Annotated in this window: 13 protein-coding genes; 9 read left to right on the forward strand and 4 right to left on the reverse strand. The window is 73.4% G+C overall.

Going from position 1 to position 16,699, the window contains the following annotated elements; all coding sequences use genetic code 11:
- Complete coding sequence (locus EDD30_RS10310; RefSeq protein ID WP_071810103.1) at nt 1–999, forward strand: aldo/keto reductase family protein; 999 nt, start codon at nt 1–3, stop codon at nt 997–999.
- A 7-nt stretch (nt 1,000–1,006) separates the two neighbouring features.
- Here EDD30_RS10310 and EDD30_RS10315 read toward each other — a convergent pair whose 3' ends face one another.
- Nucleotides 1,007–1,840, reverse strand: coding sequence for a site-2 protease family protein (locus EDD30_RS10315; RefSeq protein ID WP_071810104.1), 834 nt, complete (start codon nt 1,838–1,840; stop codon nt 1,007–1,009).
- Nucleotides 1,837–2,034: a hypothetical protein gene (locus EDD30_RS10320; protein WP_071810107.1), complete on the reverse strand. Its 198-nt coding sequence runs from the start codon at nt 2,032–2,034 to the stop codon at nt 1,837–1,839. The genes EDD30_RS10315 and EDD30_RS10320 overlap by 4 nt, the downstream gene beginning before the upstream one ends.
- A 137-nt stretch (nt 2,035–2,171) precedes the next feature.
- On the opposite strand from EDD30_RS10320, the gene EDD30_RS10325 reads away from it, so the two are divergent.
- Nucleotides 2,172–3,974, forward strand: a complete 1,803-nt coding sequence (locus tag EDD30_RS10325) for a bifunctional adenosylcobinamide kinase/adenosylcobinamide-phosphate guanylyltransferase (RefSeq protein ID WP_071810105.1) — start codon at nt 2,172–2,174, stop codon at nt 3,972–3,974.
- Nucleotides 3,967–4,707: an adenosylcobinamide-GDP ribazoletransferase gene (locus EDD30_RS10330; RefSeq protein ID WP_123678207.1), complete on the forward strand. Its 741-nt coding sequence runs from the start codon at nt 3,967–3,969 to the stop codon at nt 4,705–4,707. The genes EDD30_RS10325 and EDD30_RS10330 overlap by 8 nt, the downstream gene beginning before the upstream one ends.
- Before the next feature lie 31 nt (nt 4,708–4,738).
- Here EDD30_RS10330 and gcvT read toward each other — a convergent pair whose 3' ends face one another.
- Nucleotides 4,739–5,842 (reverse strand): glycine cleavage system aminomethyltransferase GcvT, encoded by a 1,104-nt coding sequence (gene gcvT, locus EDD30_RS10335; RefSeq protein ID WP_244945189.1) that lies wholly within the window; start codon nt 5,840–5,842, stop codon nt 4,739–4,741.
- Nucleotides 5,843–5,987: 145 nt separating this feature from the next.
- On the opposite strand from gcvT, the gene EDD30_RS10340 reads away from it, so the two are divergent.
- Nucleotides 5,988–7,538 carry a leucyl aminopeptidase gene (locus tag EDD30_RS10340; protein WP_071805682.1) on the forward strand — a complete coding sequence of 517 codons (1,551 nt, stop codon included), beginning with the start codon at nt 5,988–5,990 and terminating at the stop codon, nt 7,536–7,538.
- Nucleotides 7,539–7,776: 238 nt separating this feature from the next.
- Here the strand turns inward: EDD30_RS10340 and EDD30_RS10345 are convergent, their stop codons facing one another.
- Nucleotides 7,777–8,160, reverse strand: a complete 384-nt coding sequence (locus tag EDD30_RS10345) for a hypothetical protein (protein ID WP_394328256.1) — start codon at nt 8,158–8,160, stop codon at nt 7,777–7,779.
- A gap of 63 nt (nt 8,161–8,223) precedes the next feature.
- Here EDD30_RS10345 and lpdA point away from each other — a divergent pair, with 63 nt between their 5' ends.
- From lpdA to EDD30_RS10370, 5 genes are all read left to right on the forward strand, one after another.
- Complete coding sequence (lpdA, locus tag EDD30_RS10350; RefSeq protein ID WP_211277795.1) at nt 8,224–9,648, forward strand: dihydrolipoyl dehydrogenase; 1,425 nt, start codon at nt 8,224–8,226, stop codon at nt 9,646–9,648.
- Nucleotides 9,649–9,758: 110 nt separating this feature from the next.
- Nucleotides 9,759–11,648 (forward strand): 2-oxoglutarate dehydrogenase, E2 component, dihydrolipoamide succinyltransferase, encoded by a 1,890-nt coding sequence (sucB, locus tag EDD30_RS10355; protein WP_123678208.1) that lies wholly within the window; start codon nt 9,759–9,761, stop codon nt 11,646–11,648.
- A 107-nt stretch (nt 11,649–11,755) separates the two neighbouring features.
- A complete protein-coding gene (locus tag EDD30_RS10360; RefSeq protein WP_071808825.1) occupies nt 11,756–12,673 on the forward strand; it encodes a TIGR01777 family oxidoreductase in 918 nt (305 codons plus the stop codon).
- A 273-nt stretch (nt 12,674–12,946) separates the two neighbouring features.
- Nucleotides 12,947–14,815 carry a DUF6311 domain-containing protein gene (locus EDD30_RS10365; RefSeq protein WP_170047646.1) on the forward strand — a complete coding sequence of 623 codons (1,869 nt, stop codon included), beginning with the start codon at nt 12,947–12,949 and terminating at the stop codon, nt 14,813–14,815.
- Nucleotides 14,764–16,698: a DUF6311 domain-containing protein gene (locus tag EDD30_RS10370; RefSeq protein WP_084557400.1), complete on the forward strand. Its 1,935-nt coding sequence runs from the start codon at nt 14,764–14,766 to the stop codon at nt 16,696–16,698. The genes EDD30_RS10365 and EDD30_RS10370 overlap by 52 nt, the downstream gene beginning before the upstream one ends.
- Nucleotide 16,699 lies beyond the last annotated feature (1 nt).

A 16,699-nucleotide genomic window follows, 5' to 3' on the forward strand; every position in this document is an offset into this window, starting at 1 on the left:
ATGGAGTTCCGTCATCTCGGCCGTTCCGGGTTGCTGGTCAGCGAGATCGCGTACGGCAACTGGATCACCCACGGTTCCCAGGTCGGGGAGGACGCCGCGGCCGTCTGTGTCCGGGCGGCGCTCGACGTGGGGATCACCACGTTCGACACCGCGGATGCGTACGCCGGGACCCGCGCCGAGGAGGTCCTGGGCCGGGCGCTGAGGGGTGAGCGCCGCGACGGCCTGGAGATCTTCACCAAGGTCTTCTGGCCGACCGGGCCGGGCCCCAACGACCGCAGCCTGTCCCGCAAGCATCTCATGTCGTCGATCGACGGTTCGCTGCGCCGGCTGCAGGTGGACCACGTCGACCTGTACCAGGCGCACCGCTACGACCACTCGACGCCGCTCGAGGAGACGATGGAGGCGTTCGCCGACATCGTGCACTCCGGCAAGGCGCTCTACATCGGCGTTTCGGAGTGGACCGCGGCGCAGATCCGGGCGGGATGGGAGCTGGCGCGGGAGCTCAAGTTCCGGTTCGTCTCCAACCAGCCGCAGTATTCGATGCTGTGGCGGGTCATCGAGGCCGAGGTCGTGCCGGCGTGTGAGGAGTTGGGGCTGGGACAGGTGGTCTGGTCGCCGATCGCGCAGGGCGTGCTGACCGGCAAGTACGAGCCCGGCAAGCCGCCGCCGGTCGATTCCCGGGCCACGGACGACAAGTCGGGCGCCGACTTCATCCGGCGCTTGATGACCGACGAGGTGCTCGGCACGGTGCAGCGGCTGCGGCCCCTCGCGGAGCAGGCTGGGCTGTCGATGGCCCAGCTCGCGGTCGCCTGGGTGCTGCAGAACCCGAACGTCTCCTCGGCGATCATCGGGGCGTCGCGCCCCGAGCAGGTCCGCGACAACGCGAAGGCCTCCGGCGTGCGCCTAGGCGCGGACCTGATGGCGGCCATCGACGAGGTGGTCGGCGGCATCGCCGAGCGGGACCCGGCGAAGACGGTGAGCCCGGCCCGCCGCCCGTGAGGGCGGATCAGGAGCCGAAGTCGGACCAGAAGCGCATGTACTCGAGGCCGTACCGGCCGATCTCCGGCACGCCGATCGCGGCGCCGGCCCAGTCGACCGCCGCGAAGAAGATCTGGTTGATCTGCGGCTGCCAGAGCAGCACGAACAGCAGGATGAAGCCGTACGGCGCGAACAGGTCGTAGGTCCGTCGGTAGGGCGGGCTCAGCCAGGGCTGCAGGATGTTGCCGCCGTCGAGGCCGGGCACCGGCAGCAGGTTGAGCAGGCTGGCGGTCACCTGGAGGAAGGCAAGCGCGCCCACTGCGAGCCAGAAGGCGCCGTGCTCGCCGACCACCACGATCTCGCCGGAGCCGTCGCGGACGAAGCCCAGGTCGTCGCCGGCGCCGAACACGAACGGCGCCGCGAGCAGCAGGGCGAACACCACGTTGGTGGCGGGCCCGGCGGCGCTGATCAGCGTCTCCTTGACCTTGTTGCGGACGTGCGCGTGGTCCACCCACACCGCGCCGCCGGGCAGGCCGATGCCGCCGAGCAGGACGGCGACCAGCGGCAGCACGATCGACAGCAGGGGGTGGCTGTACTTCAGCGGGTCGAGCCGCAGGTACCCGCGATCGGCGACGCCCCGGTCGCCGGAGAAGTAGGCGACCACGGCGTGCGCGTACTCGTGCAGGCAGAGCGACAGGACCCAGCCGGAGAGGACCAGCAGGAAGACGTCGACGCGGACGTTGCCGTACCCGGTCCAGGTCATCCAGCCGCTGACCCCGACGAGCGCGAGGATGCCGACGAAGACGGGGCTCGGCACGAAGGCGCTGCGCGGCGCCCCGCGGCGGACCTGGAAACCGCTCACTCGGCCGGCAGCAGACTCATCGTGTAGTCGACCCGGTCGTCCTCGACCAGGGTGACCTGGGCTACCCCGCCCGCACCCAGCTCGCGCCACGCCTGGCCGATCCACGACTCCGCGTCGGCCTGGCTGCTGAACGTCTCGGCCGGGCCGTCCACCGGCTGCCCGTCGACGCCTTCGTACCGCCAACTCCACGCCATCCGGTCGCCCTCCTCGATCTCGGACACTGCTTGCGTCCCACCCTACGGTGTGCGCGCCGCTCCGCTGAGTCAGGTGGTGCCGGGCGGAGGCCGGGTCGGCCCGCATGATCGCCGCGCGCGGATCTAAGGTACGGGGCATGTCTGCTGACGGGTGGAGTTCGGTCCTGGTGCTCGGCGGGATCCGGTCCGGAAAATCCGCGTTCGCCGAAGCCCTCGTGGCCGACGCGCCCTCGGTGCGCTACGTCGCCACCGCGGCAGGCGGCGAGGACGATCCGGAGTGGCGCGGCCGCATCGAGGCGCACCAGCGGCGGCGTCCCCAGTCCTGGAGCACCGAGGAGACCGGCGCCGACCCGGCCCGCCTCGCCGAGGTGTTGGCGGACGCGAAGCCCGGCGAGACGCTGCTGGTCGACGACCTCGGCGGCTGGGTGGCCACCCTGCTCGATCCGGCCTGGCAGCCCAACGACGACGTGGCGACGGTGGTGGCGCTGGCCGAGGCCGTGCGCGCCTGCGCGGCCCGGGTGGTCGTGGTCAGCCCCGAGGTCGGCCTGTCGCTGGTCCCGACGACGCCGGTGGGTCGCGCGTTCGCCGACGCCCTGGGCACGGCGAACCAGGCCCTCGCCGACGCCTGCGACCGCGTGGCGTTCGTGGTGGCGGGCCGCGCGACGTGGCTGAAGTCGGCCCCCGACGAGCCCGGCATCGTCACCGACGTCCAGGCAGGGGAGGCCACGGCGGAGGCCACGGCGACCGCGGCACCGGCGGCCCGGGTGACCGCGGCGGCGGCTCGGGTGACCGCGGCGACGGCGGCGGCTCCGCTGACTCAGCAGGGTCCGCTCGACCGGCAGGTGCCGGACGATGACGATCTGTCCGGCATCGTCATCGAGCCCGGCATGGATCTGCCGCTGCCCGACGGCGACGCCGGCCCCGACGCCCGCGACCGCCTGGACCGCCTCGACATTGCCGGGGCCGGCATCGGCGCCCTGCTGGAGGCCGTCGAGTTCGCAGCCGGCACCCAGGGCACCGCGACCCCACGGCCCTGGGGTCCGGTCCGCGTGCTGCTCCTCGACGGACGGCACGGCGGCGGGGTGGCGGCCGGAACCGACGCGGGCGACGCCGACCGGCGGGCCGCGCAGGCCGAGGCGGGCGAGGGGGCGCTGGCCCGGCTCGCCGCCACCGCGGACGCCGACATCGCCGTGGTGCGGGTGCCGCCCTCCGGGGCGATGGAGGACGGCCCGGTGCTGGACGGGGCCGCCGTGGACGCGGCGCTGCAAGAGGGCTGGAACCTCGCCGGCGCGGCCGCCGCGGACGGGCGCGAGGCGCTGATCATCGGTGCCTGCGGCACGGGCACGGAGGGCGCCGCGACCGCGGTCGTGGCCGCGATCACCGGCGCCGAGCCGGTCGCCATCCTGCCCCGCGTGCTGGTGCCCGGCGCCCGCTACGACGACGAGGCGTGGATGCGGCGCTGCGGCGCCGTCCGCGACGCGATGCACCGGATCCGCCAGCAGTCGCGCGGCGCGAAGGACATGCTGGTGCAGCTCGGCGGCGCGGACATCGCCGTGGCGACCGGCGCGGTGCTCGGCGCGGCCGCCCGCCGCATGCCGGTCCTGCTCGACGGCCCGGTCGGCATCGCGGCCGGCCTGGTGGCCCGCGACCTGGCCTCGCAGAGCCGGCACTGGTGCCTGCTGGCCGACGCCGGGACGGACCAGCTCGTCCGGCAGGGCGCGGACGTGCTCGGCCTGACCCCTGTCCTCGAGCTCGGACTGGACCTGGGCGAGGGTGCCAACGCCCTGGCCGCCCTGCCGCTGCTGCGCACGGCGATCGCCCTGGCGGGCGCCCTGCCGGTCCATCCGGCGCTGCTGACCGCACCCGGCGACGGCGGCCTGGGTGCTGACGTCGCCGCGGAGAACGGGCCGCACGAGGGCGGGTACCGACCCGGTGGGTGACGGGCTCCGCCTGGCCCTGACCACGCTGACCGTCCTGCCGGTCAAGCCCGGGCGCATCGACCGCCGGTCGGCGGCCGTGGCGATGAGCCTGGCCCCACTGGTCGGCGCCCTGCTCGGGCTCGTGCTGGCCGGGGTGCACGCCGTGCTGCCCGCCGGCCTGCTCGGCGCCGCGCTCACGGTGGCGGCCGGCGTCCTGCTGACCCGCGGCCTGCACCTGGACGGGCTGGCGGACACGGTCGACGCCCTCGGGTCCTACCGGTCCGGCGACGCCGCCCTGGAAATCATGAAGAAGCCCGACATCGGGCCGTTCGGGGTCGCGGCGATCACCCTCACCCTACTGATCCAGACCGCCGCCGTGGCCGAGGCCGGCGCCGGGGCCGGGGCCGGGGCCGGGGCGATCGTGGCGGCCTGGGCCACCGGCCGGCTCGGCGTGACCCTCGCGTGCCGCCGAGGCGTCCCGGCGGCACGGCCCGGCGGTCTCGGCGCCCTGGTGGCCTCGACCGTGCCCGGCCCGGTGGCGGCGGCGCTCACCGTCGCCGTCGCCGCCGGAGCACTCGCGGCGGTGCCGGGCCGGCCGTGGGCCGGCCCGGCGGTCGTGGCCGGGGTGGTGCTGGTTCTGCTGCTGCTCCTGCGGCATGCCACCCGGCGCTTCGGCGGCATCACCGGCGACGTCCTGGGCGCGGCGACGGAACTGGCGACGACCCTGACCCTGGTCGCCCTCGTCCTGCTCTGAGCCGGGCTCCTCGTCCCGCTCTGAGCCGGGCTCAGCGCACCGACGTCTGCACGAACGGGGGCTTCACGATCTTCGCCTCGGTCCGGCGGCCGCGGATGTCCACCTCGACCAGGTCGCCCTCGGCCAGACCGGCCGCCGTGTCCAGCAGCGCCAGCGCGATGCCGACCTTCTTGGTGGGCGAGAACGTGCCGCTGGTGGTCTCGCCCACGAGCGTGTCGCCGGCGTACACCTGCATGTGGCCCCGCGGGATGCCGCGGCCCGTCAGCTCCAGGCCGCGCAGCGCCCGCCGGGGGCCCTCCGCCTTCTCGGCCAGCAGCGCGTCGCGGCCCCAGAACGCCGGCTTCGACCATCCGACCGCCCAGCCGGAGCGGGCCTGCACCGGGGTGATCTCCAGCGAGAGCTCCTGGCCGTGCAGCGGGTACCCCATCTCGGTGCGCAGCGTGTCGCGCGCGCCGAGGCCGCAGGGGCGCACCCCGGCGGCGACCAGTGCGTCCCACACCCGCGTCGCGTCGTCCCAGGGCACGACCAGCTCGTACCCGTGCTCGCCGGTGTAGCCCGTGCGGCAGACGATCAGCTCGACCCCGTCGAGGACGGCCGTGGAGAACGACATGTACTCGTGCTCGACCGGAAGGCCCAGGGCCTTGACGATCTCGGCCGACTGCGGCCCCTGCACGGCGAGGACCGCGTAGTCGCGGTGCTGCCCGGTGACGGTGATCCCGTCCGGCGCGGCCGCGACCAGGCGGCGGACCACCTCGGCGGTGTTGGCCGCGTTCGGGATGAGGAAGACCTCGTCCGGGCCCACCAGATAGGCGATCAGGTCGTCGACCACCCCGCCGGTCGCGTCGTCGCAGCAGAGCGTGTACTGCGCCTTGCCCGGCGCGATGCGTCCGAGGTCGTTGGTGAGGCAGGAGTTGACGAAGTCCGCGGCACCCGGGCCGGACACCCGCGCCTTGCCGAGATGGGACACGTCGAAGACACCGGCACCCTCACGGACGGCGGCGTGCTCGCGCAGGACTCCTCCCCCCGCGTACTCGAGGGGCATCTCCCAGCCGCCGAAGGCGGCGAACTTGGCGCCCAGAGCGAGGTGACGCTCGTGCAGCGGCGAACGGAGCAGAGGCGTGGTGTCGGTGGACATGAGTGGCAACTTACCCGTGACCTTGCATGTGGTTAGCATCGGCGGGACAACACACCGCCGTCCGGCGCGACCCGCGCCGGACGCAGCCACGCCGCCGGAGCCGCCCACAAGGGAGCCCCGGCCCCAGCCGTCGCGGAGAGCCCGAGTGACCCATCCCGCCCCCTCAGTGAGCCTGGTCGACAGCGACCCCGCCGAACTCGCCGTCGACGCGCTCGTCATCGGCCTGCACAGCCAGCCCGAGGAGGGTGGGGCGCTGTTGCCGGCCGCGGGCGCGGAGAGCATCGCCGCCGCGTTCGACGGCAAGCTCATCGCCACCCTGTCCCTGCTGGGCGCGACCGGCGCTCCCGGGGAGGTCACCAAGCTGGCCACCCTCGGCACGGTCGCCGCGCCGCTGATCGTCGCGGTCGGCCTCGGCGACGAGCCGTCCGGCTCCGCGCCGGCTCCCGAGACCCTGCGCCGCGGCACCGGCGCCGCCGTCCGCGCGCTCGCGGGCAGCCGGACGGTTGCCCTCGCCCTGCCCGTGCCCGACGACGCGGACGGCGCCGGCGTGCTGCGCGGGATCCTGGAGGGCGCGCTGCTGGGGTCGTACCGGTTCGCCGGCTACAAGACCAAGCCGCAGCCGAACCGCCGTGAGCCGGTGGAGGCCCTGCAGGTGGTCGTGCCGGACGCGGCCGACGCCGCCGCGGACGCCGAGGTGACGCGCGCCGCCGCCGTCGCCAAGGCGGTCCGGCTGACCCGCGACTGGGTCAACACCGCCCCGAACAACCTGCGTCCCCCGGCCTTCGCCGACGCGGTCGCCGCGGCCGCCGAGGGCACCGGCCTCGAGGTCGAGGTGTTGGACTTCGAGCAGCTCAAGGCCGGCGGATACGGCGGCATCGTCGCCGTCGGTCAGGGCTCCGAGGCGCCGCCGCGGCTGGTGAAGCTCACCTACACCCCCGAGGGCGTGGCGAACCCGAAGCGGGTCGCGCTGGTCGGCAAGGGCATCACGTTCGACACCGGCGGCATCAGCATCAAGCCGACCGCCGGCATGTGGGAGATGAAGTCGGACATGGCCGGCGCCGCCGCGGTCGGCGCGACGATGCTCGCGGTGGCCGCGCTGAAGCCGGAGGTCGCCGTCACCGGCTACCTGGCCATGGCCGAGAACATGCCGTCGGGCACCGCGTACCGCCCGGGCGACGTCATCACGATGTTCAACGGCAAGCGTGTCGAGGTGCTCAACACCGACGCCGAGGGCCGCATGGTCCTGGGCGACGCCATCGCCCGCGCCTGCGCCGACGGCACCGACTACGTCTTCGAGACCTCCACCCTCACCGGCGGTCAGGTGGTCGCGCTGGGCAAGCGCATCGCGGGCGTCATGGGCTCCCCGGAAACCTGCGAGCGCGTCAAGGCGGCCGGCGAGGCCACCGGCGAACCGGCCTGGCCGATGCCGCTGCCCGACGACGTCCGCAAGGGCATGGAGTCGGACATCGCGGACATCAGCCAGGTCAACGCCAGCATGGACCGCGCCGGGCACATGCTCCAGGGCGGCGTCTTCCTGCGCGAGTTCGTCGCCGAGGGCGTCGAGTGGGCCCACATCGACATCGCCGGGCCGTCGTACCACACCGGCGAGCCGACGGGGCACTGGACGAAGGGCGGCACGGGCGTCCCGGTCCGCACCCTCCTGGCCCTCGTCGACGACGTCGCGATGAACGGCTGATCTTCTTCCAGCTCTGGGGAAAGCGCTGCCCGGCTCCGTGCCGGGTGGCGCTTTTCCTATAAGTACGGTCACAGAAAGCTCACGTGGCACACGCCGCGCACGTGCCGTCCCGGCCTGATCACGCCGCCGCCGGCGGAGGTGGGTTGGTTCCTCCGCCTGCTCCCACTACGGCGCCTGCTACGGCTACGGCTACGGCTGCTGCCGCTGCTGGGCTGTTGCCGGCCGCGTTGGTGTGGGCTTATGAGGCGGGACGGCGTTTCTGGCGGGCGTTGTAGTCGCGCATGCGCTGCGGGTAGCCCATGAGACGGATGTCGTAGATGGGCATGGCCTGCTGGTGGGCGAAGCGGCGGGCGGCCTCGGGTGACTCGATGCGGCGGCGGGTCCACTCGCCGTCATGGGCGATGAGCAGGATCGTGGTCTCGGTCACGGTGGTCTGGGGCTCGATGTAGGCCTCCACGCCGCGGCGCGAGCGGATGAACTCGGCGAGGTGCTCCAGATCTGCTCGATCCGCAGGCCGGCCGCTCCGGCGGACCGGTTCTCTGCGTCGCCGGAACCAGGCCACGGACGACTCCTTCGGGTCAACTGCGGCAAGGGTACGACGAACCCACGTGTCGTTGGGCACCTGACTGCATCGATTGGTTCGTCAAGTGACAAGATGGCCTGGAAAGCTGTGACCGTTTCCACCATGCGACCCATGTGGCAACGACGCGATCTGGGAGTAGACGTGAGCCAGCCCGGCGGAACCTTCGACATCGTGATCCTCGGCGCGGGAAGCGGCGGTTATGCCGCAGCCCTGCGTGCGGCCGAGCTGAACCTCTCGGTGGCGCTGATCGACAAGGCGGAGCTGGGCGGCACCTGCCTGCACCGCGGATGTATCCCGACCAAGGCTCTGCTGCACGCCGCGGAGCTGGCCGACCAGACCCGCGAGAGCGAGCAGTTCGGCGTCAAGGCCGATCTGGTCGGCATCGACATGGCGGGCGTCAACGCGTACAAGGACGGCGTCGTCTCCCGGCTGTACAAGGGCCTGCAGGGCCTGCTCAAGCAGGACAAGATCACGATCGTCCAGGGCGCCGGCAAGCTGGTCGCCAAGGACACCGTCGAGGTGAACGGCCAGCGCTACACCGGCCGCAACATCATCCTGGCTACCGGCTCGTACTCGCGCAGCCTGCCCGGCCTCGAGGTCGACGGCACCCGGGTGCTGGCCAGCGAGCACGCCCTCAAGATGGACCGGGTGCCGAGCTCGGCGATCGTGCTCGGCGGCGGCGTCATCGGCGTCGAGTTCGCCAGCGTGTGGAAGTCCTTCGGCGCGGACGTGACGATCCTGGAAGCGCTGCCCCGGCTCGTCGCCGCCGAGGACGAAGAGGTCTCGAAGGCGGTCGAGCGGGCGTTCCGGAAGCGGAAGATCAACTTCAAGGTCGGCAAGCCGTTCGAGAAGGTCGAGCACACCGAGAACGGCGTGCGCGCCACCATCGCCGGCGGCGAGACCGTCGAGGCCGAGGTGCTGCTGGTCGCCGTCGGCCGCGGTCCGACGACCCAGGGCCTGGGCTACGAGGAGCAGGGCATCACGCTGGATCGCGGCTTCGTGATCACCAACGAGCGGCTGCACACCGGCGTCGGCAACATCTACGCGGTCGGCGACATCGTGCCCGGCCTGCAGCTCGCGCACCGCGGCTTCCAGCAGGGCATCTTCGTCGCCGAGGAGATCGCGGGGATGCGCCCGGCGGTCATCGACGAGGCCGGCATCCCGCGGGTCACCTACTCCGACCCCGAGGTCGCCTCGGTCGGTCTCACCGAGGCCAAGGCCAAGGAGCAGTACGGCGCCGACAAGATCACGACCTACAACTACAACCTGGGCGGCAACGGCAAGAGCCAGATCCTCAAGACCCAGGGCTTCATCAAGCTCGTACGGGTCGCCGACGGCCCGGTCGTCGGCGTCCACATGGTCGGCGCCCGGATGGGCGAGCTGGTCGGTGAGGCGCAGTTGATCTACAACTGGGAGGCCTTCCCGGCGGAGGTGGCCCAGCTCGTGCACGCTCACCCGACGCAGAACGAGGCGCTCGGCGAGGCCTTCCTGGCTCTCGCGGGCAAGCCCCTGCACGCGCACGCCTGACATCCATCCGACCACCCTTGACCTGGCTGAAGACCCGGTCAAGCCAACTACCCCACCACCACCCCTGACCGGACTAAAGGCCCGATCAAGCGGTTAAGGAGTTCTGAGACATGCCGGTATCGGTCACCATGCCGCGGCTGGGTGAGAGCGTCACCGAGGGCACTGTCACGCGCTGGCTCAAGCAGGAGGGCGAGCGGGTCGAGGCGGACGAGCCGCTGCTCGAGGTCTCCACCGACAAGGTCGACACCGAGATCCCGTCGCCGGCCGCCGGCGTGCTGTCGCGCATCGTCGTCGGCGAGGACGAGACCGCCGACGTCGGCAGCGAGCTGGCGGTCATCTCCGGCGACGGCGAGGATGCCGGTGGCGCGGCCCCGGCGCCCGCCGCCGAGCAGCCCGCCCAGGAGCAGGCCCAGCAGCCCGCAGCCCAGCAGGCCCCGGCGCCCACGCAGCAGCAGCGGGAGCCCGAGCCGGCCGCGCCGGCCGCGCCGTCGACCGAGAAGCCGGTCGAGCAGGAGGCCCCGGCGCCGCAGACCGCGCAGAACACCGGCGGCGAGGGCACGGCCGTGAAGATGCCGGCCCTGGGCGAGAGCGTCACCGAGGGCACCGTCACGCGCTGGCTCAAGCAGGTCGGCGAGACGGTCGAGGCCGACGAGCCGCTGCTCGAGGTCTCCACCGACAAGGTCGACACCGAGATCCCGTCGCCGGTCGCCGGCACGGTCCTCGAGATCAAGGTCCAGGAGGACGAGACGGCGGACGTCGGCGCCGACCTCGCCATCATCGGCACCCCGGGCAGCGCCCCGGCCGCCCAGCCCGCCCCGTCGGCCCCCGCGCCGCAGCAGGCGCAGGCTCCCCAGCAGCAGGCTCCCCCGCAGCAGCAGGCCCCGCAGCAACAGGCCCCGCAGGCTCCCGCGCCGCAGCAGGCGCCCGAGCCGGCGATCGAGTCGAAGCCGGCCCCGTCGATCGAGCCCGGCGGCTCCTACGGCGACCCGGCCCCCGCGGCCGAGACGGCTCCGGCCCGGCCCGCCGCTCCCGCCGCCGAGGCGGTCAGCGGCAACGGCGCCGGCGACGCCGGCTACGTGACCCCGCTGGTCCGCAAGCTGGCGGCGGAGAAGGGCGTGGACCTGGCGTCGATCACCGGCACCGGCGTCGGCGGCCGGATCCGCAAGCAGGACGTCATCGAGGCCGCCGACGCCGCGGCCAAGGCGGCTTCCCCGGCACCCGCCGCCTCCGCGGCACCGGCCGCGCCCGCGGCGACGCCGGCGCCGAGCCCGCTGCGCGGCCGCACGGAGAAGCTGACCCGCATCCGCGCGACCATCGCCCGCCGCATGGTGGAGTCGCTACAGGTCTCCGCGCAGCTCACCACCGTCGTCGAGGTGGACGTCACGAAGATCGCCCAGTTGCGGGGCCGCGCCAAGGCCGACTTCCAGGCCAAGCACGGCGTCAAGCTGACCTTCCTGCCGTTCTTCGCCCTCGCCGCGGTCGAGGCGCTGCGCCAGCACCCGGTGGTCAACTCCTCGATCGACCAGGAGGCCGGCACCGTCACGTACCACGACGGCGAGCATCTCGGCATCGCGGTCGACACGCCGAAGGGCCTGGTCGTCCCGGTCCTGCGCGACGCCGGTGACCTCAGCCTGGCCGGCCTGGCCAAGCGGATCGCCGACGTGGCCGAGCGCACCCGCAACAACAAGATCAGCCCTGACGAGCTGTCGGGCGGCACCTTCACGCTGACCAACACCGGCAGCCGCGGGGCGCTCTTCGACACGCCGATCATCAACCAGCCGCAGGTCGGCATCCTCGGCACCGGCGCGGTGGTCAAGCGCGCGGTCGTCGTCGACGACCCCAACCTGGGCGAGCTGATCGTGCCGCGCTCGATGATCTACCTGGCGTTGAGCTACGACCACCGGATCGTGGACGGCGCGGACGCCGCCCGCTTCCTGGTCACCATCAAGGAACGGCTCGAGGCCGGCCAGTTCGAGGGCGACCTCGGCCTGCACGGCTGAATCACCGCAGGCCCGTTCCGCGGGATGGGCCGTAGATCACAGAGAAGGGGCGCTGCGGCGCCCCTTCTTCTGTTTTGAGAGGGTTCGCGGTCGGGAATGATGGGGACATGCGGATCGTCATGGCCGGCTCGTCGGGTTTCCTGGGCACCACCCTCGCCGAGCGGCTCCGCCGCGGCGGGCACGAGGTCGTCCGGCTGGTCCGGCGCCCCGCCGAGGCCGCCGACGAGGCCACCTGGAACCCGTCCGGCGGACAGCTCGACCCCACCCTGCTGGTCGGCGCCGGCGCCGTGATCAACCTCGCGGGCGCCGGGGTGGGCGACAAGCGCTGGACCGCTCGCTACAAGAGCCTCATCCGCAGCAGCCGCGTGGACAGCACCGGCACCATCGCCCGCGCGGTCCGGCTGCTGCCCGCCGAGGACCGGCCCCGGGCGCTCCTGCAGTCCTCCGCCGTCGGCTGGTACGGCGACACCGGCGACCAGGAGGTGACCGAGGAAGCTCCGGCCGGCACCGGCTTCCTCGCCGACGTGTGCCGGGTATGGGAGGCCGCGGCCCGCCCCGCGGAGGACGCCGGCTCCCGTGTGGTCCTGCTGCGCACCGGGCTGCCCCTGGACGCCAACGGCGGCCTGCTGAAGCCGCAGATGCCCCTGTTCCGCCTGGGCGCCGGCGCCCGGCTGGGCGGCGGCAAGCAGTGGGTGCCCTGGATCGCCCTCGACGACTGGCTCGCCGCCGTCGAGTTCCTGCTGCGCCGCGACGACCTCGCCGGCCCGGTCAACCTCGTCGGCCCGCAGCCGGTCACCAACGCGACCTTCACCCGGACGCTGGCCAAGATCCTGCACCGCCCGGCGCTTCTGCAGGTGCCGGGCATCGCTCTGCAGGTCGCCCTGGGCGAGTTCGCCCACGAGGCCCTGCGCAGTCAGCGGGCGCTGCCCGGAGTGCTGGAACGGGCGGGCTTCCCCTTCGCCCACCCCACCCTGGAATCGGCCCTCCGCGCGGCCATCAACGACGACTCACCCGCCGCCGCCTGACGCACCGCCGCCTCCCCGCCCGTGGCCCCGCCGCCTAGCGCAGCGCCGCCGCCCCCGCCCATGGCCCCCGCCGCCTAGCGCAGCGCCGCCGCCCCCGCCCATGGCCCCCGCCGCCTGACGCACCACTCCCTGTTGCCGGGCGGCCCCGCTCGGCCGGGTGAGTGGAACGCCGTCGTGGGGTGGCGGAAGGGCGTGGTGGGTGAGGGATGCCTGGTCGGGGCTGACGGGCTACCGGCATGCCGGCCCGTGAGTGGTCTTGCTAACCTCCGGCTGGTGTCCGTCGTCGCCGCAGCCCCGTCCGAGTCCGCCGAGCCGCCGGCACCGTCACCGACGCGCCGCGGCTCCGCGGGCTGGCGCTCGCATCTGATCGTCGCGTTCGTCGCAGTGGCCCTGGCCACGTACGTGACCAACGGCCTGTGGCGGGATCCGGCCGGGCGCGGCCTCGCCGAGAACCTCGGCGATCAGGCCTTCTTCGAGTGGCTGCTCGGCTACGGGGTGTACACGCTCGGGCACGGCGCGGATCCGTTCTACACCTGGCTGCTCAACGCGCCGCTCGGGGTCAACCTTGCCGCGAACACCTCCATCACCGTCTACACGACGCTGTTCGCTCCGCTGACGTTCCTCGCCGGGCCGCCGGTCAGCTTCGTGACCATCCTGACCCTGAACCTCGCCGGCTCGGCCTTCGCCTGGTACCTGTTCCTGCAGCGGTTCTTCGTCGAGCGCCGGGCGGCCGCGATGCTGGGCGGGCTCTTCTGCGGCTTCGCCCCCGGCTTCGTCTCGCACGCCAACGGCCACCTCAACTGGTCGGCCGGGTGGGTGGCGCCGGTGATCCTGTGGTGGGTGCTGCGGCTGCGCGAGCCGGGACGGTGGCTGCGGCACGGCCTGATCCTCGGCTGCCTGAACGCGGTGGGCTTCTCCATCGCCGCCGAGGGGCTGTTCTTCACCGCGCTCGCCAGCGGCGTCTTCGTGCTCGTCTGGTCGCTGATGCCGGCGACCCGCGCCGAGGCCCGGACGGCGGCGCCGACCATGCTCGCCGGGCTGGGCGTCACGGCGCTCACCGCGGGTCTGCTGCTGGCGTACCCGCTCTACATGCACTTCGGCGGGCCGCGCACCTTCACCGGTACGGGCTTCAATCAGGCCTACTTCGCCGAGGACCTGGCGGCCTACTTCGAATACCCGACCCTGTCCCTCGCCGGGTGGCTGGGGCAGGGCAGCGATCTGGCTCCCAACCAGACCGAGGAGACGTCGTACTTCGGCGTACCCCTGATGGTGTTGGCGGTCGTGGCCGCGGTGACGCTCTGGCGGCACGCGGCACCCGGCCGGCGCGCGACGGTGGCCGCGGTCTCGACGGTGGGCCTGGTCTTCCTCGTGCTGTCCTGGGGGCCGAAGCTGAAGCTCTTCAAGGAGGAGACCGGCGTCACGCTGCCGTACGAGGCACTGCGTCACCTCCCGCTGTTCGACTCGGCGTTGCCGGCCCGCCTGGCCCTCGTGGTCGTCGGCGTGATCGGCATCCTGCTCGCCCTGACCGTCGACCGGCTGCTGAGCACGCCGCGGTTGCGGCTGCCCACGCGCACCGCCTGGGCGGCCGGGTTCGCGCTGGCCCTCGTACCCCTGCTGCCGCTGCCGCTGCCCACGAAGGAGCGCGCGGTGGAGCCCGCGTTCATCGCCGACGGGATCTGGCGCGACTACGTCAGCGAGAACGGGGTCATGACCGCGCTGCCGTTCGCCACCACCGACACCCAGGACGGGCAGCGCTGGCAGGCGTACACGATGGCCCGCAGCGGCACGCAGTTCCGGATGCCCGGCGGCTACTTCCTGGGCCCCGGCGGCCCGAACGGCACCGGGCGCATGGGCGCGCCGGCCCGCCACACCGACTGGATGTTCTTCCAGGCGGGCTACTACGGGACCGTGGCCGCGATCGACGACGCCGACCGGCGGCGCACCCGCGAGGACTTCGCGTTCTGGGGGGTCGAGGCGGTGTTCCTGCCCGAGCAGATCACCGGTTCGCACACGACGCTGTTCCGTTCCGCGGTGGAGACCACCGCCACGACCCTGCTGGGTGAGCCGGAACGCGTCGGCGGGGTGCTGCTGTGGCGCATCCGGCCCGGCGTCGACCCCGTCGACCGGGACGGCGGCGCCTGACGGCCGCACGCCAGGCCGCGACGACGACCGCGGCCGGCCATCCCCACGGGCGTCGCCGGGAATGGCTGCGGCACGCGGTGGTCGCGGCCGTGTGTCTCGGCGCGAGCGTCTGGGTGACCTGCGGGCTGTGGGCCGACCCGTTCGGGCGTACGGTCGCCCACAACGAGGGCGACCACGCGTTCTTCGAGTGGCTGCTCGGCCACGGCGTGCGGATCGTGACCGCCGGCGCGGATCCCTTCCGCACCGACCTGCTCAACGCGCCGGGCGGCGTGAATCTGGCCGCGAACACCTCCATCACGGTGTACGCCGTCGTCTTCGCCCCGCTGACCCGGGTCGCCGGACCGCAGATCAGCTACGTGGTGATCCTCACCCTCAACCTCGCCGCTTCCGCCTTCGCGTGGTACCTGCTGTTGCGGCGTCACGCCGTACGGCACCGCGCCGCGGCCGTGCTGGGCGGGCTGTTCTGCGGCTTCGCCCCCGGCTGGATCTCCCACGCCAACGGCCATCTCAACTGGACGGCGGGGTGGCTGGCGCCGGTGGTCCTCGGGTGGGTCCTGCGGTGGCGCACGCCCACGCGGCGCTGGCTTCGCGACGGCGTCGTGCTCGGCGTACTGCTCGCGGCCGGTTTCCTGACGGCCGCCGAGATGCTGATGCAGATCGCGCTCGCGACCGGCGTGTTCCTGATCGTCTGGAGTTGCGGACGGGGCACCTGGCCGCGGGCCCGTGCGGCGGCGCCCACCGCGTTCGCCGCGGCCGGCGTCGGCGCGCTGGTGGCCGGCACCCTGCTCGCCTATCCGCTGTACCTGCACTTCGCCGGGCCGGGATCGTTCCGCGGGACCGCCTTCCGGCAGCGCTTCTTCGCCGAGGACGCGGCTGCCTTCCTGGTCTGGCCGGACCGGTCGGTCGCGGCGCTCCTCGGCGTGCAGCGCGGCGACCTGGCGCCGAACCCCACCGAGGGGACCTCGTTCTTCGGTGCCCCGTTGCTGGTGCTCGTGCTCGCCGGCACCGTGCTGCTGTGGTGGCGGGCCGATCGGGCGCGCAAGGCGCTGATGCGCGCGCTGACCGTGGTCGGGGTGCTGTTCGCGGTGCTGTCCCTCGGGCCACGGCTTCGCTGGCTCGGCGAGGAGTACGACATAGCGCTGCCGTACGCGTCCCTGACCGGCCTGCCGTTGTTCGACGCGGCGCTGCCGGGCCGGTTCGCCCTGACGGTCGTCGGCGTGATCGGGACGACGCTGGCGCTGCTCGCCGATCGGCTGCTGCGCCACCCGCCGGCGATCCACCTGCGGGTGCTCGCGGGCGCCGGGCTCGCGCTGGCGCTCGTGCCGCTCCTGCCGGCCCCGGTGCTGACCGTGGAGCGCACGGCCGAACCCCGGTTCATCGCCGACGGCACGTGGAAGAGGTTCGCCGCCGACGGCGAGGTGATCACCGCGCTGCCGCACGGGTCGGCCGTCGCGCCGGACGCGCAGCGCTGGCAGGCGTACACGATGGCCCGCGGCGGACGGCAGTTCCGCATCCCGGAGGGCTACTTCCTGGGCCCCGGCGGGCGCAACGGCGCCGGGCGGGTCGGCGCGCCGGGGCGGCGGACCGGTGGGATGTGGACCCGAACCGCCGTCACCGGCCACGCCTACGCCATCGACAATCGGGACCGGTACACGGTGCGCAGCGACCTCGCGTACTGGAAGGTGAGGGCGCTGTTCGTCCCGGACCGGATCATCGGCAAGGACGGCGTGATGTTCCGGGCGGCCCTGGTGCGCACCATGACCGAGTTGTTCGGGCCGGGCGAGCGGGTCGACGACGTGCTGCTCTGGCGGGTGCGTCCCGGCATCGACCCGATGCCGGTGCCGGGCGACGGGCCCGACGGGCCGCCCCGGCCCACCGACTAGT

This window comes from Couchioplanes caeruleus, from assembly GCF_003751945.1.
GTDB classification, from domain to species: Bacteria; Actinomycetota; Actinomycetes; order Mycobacteriales; family Micromonosporaceae; genus Actinoplanes; species Actinoplanes caeruleus.

Coding starts and splice junctions, on each gene's coding strand:
- EDD30_RS10310 (WP_071810103.1), top strand. CDS start 1: ATGGAGTTCCGTCATCTCGGCCGTTCCGGGTTGCTGGTCAGCGAGATC.
- lpdA (WP_211277795.1), top strand. CDS start 8,224: ATGCGACCCATGTGGCAACGACGCGATCTGGGAGTAGACGTGAGCCAG.
- gcvT (WP_244945189.1), bottom strand. CDS start 5,842: ATGTCCACCGACACCACGCCTCTGCTCCGTTCGCCGCTGCACGAGCGT.
- EDD30_RS10320 (WP_071810107.1), bottom strand. CDS start 2,034: ATGGCGTGGAGTTGGCGGTACGAAGGCGTCGACGGGCAGCCGGTGGAC.
- sucB (WP_123678208.1), top strand. CDS start 9,759: ATGCCGGTATCGGTCACCATGCCGCGGCTGGGTGAGAGCGTCACCGAG.
- EDD30_RS10360 (WP_071808825.1), top strand. CDS start 11,756: ATGCGGATCGTCATGGCCGGCTCGTCGGGTTTCCTGGGCACCACCCTC.
- EDD30_RS10325 (WP_071810105.1), top strand. CDS start 2,172: ATGTCTGCTGACGGGTGGAGTTCGGTCCTGGTGCTCGGCGGGATCCGG.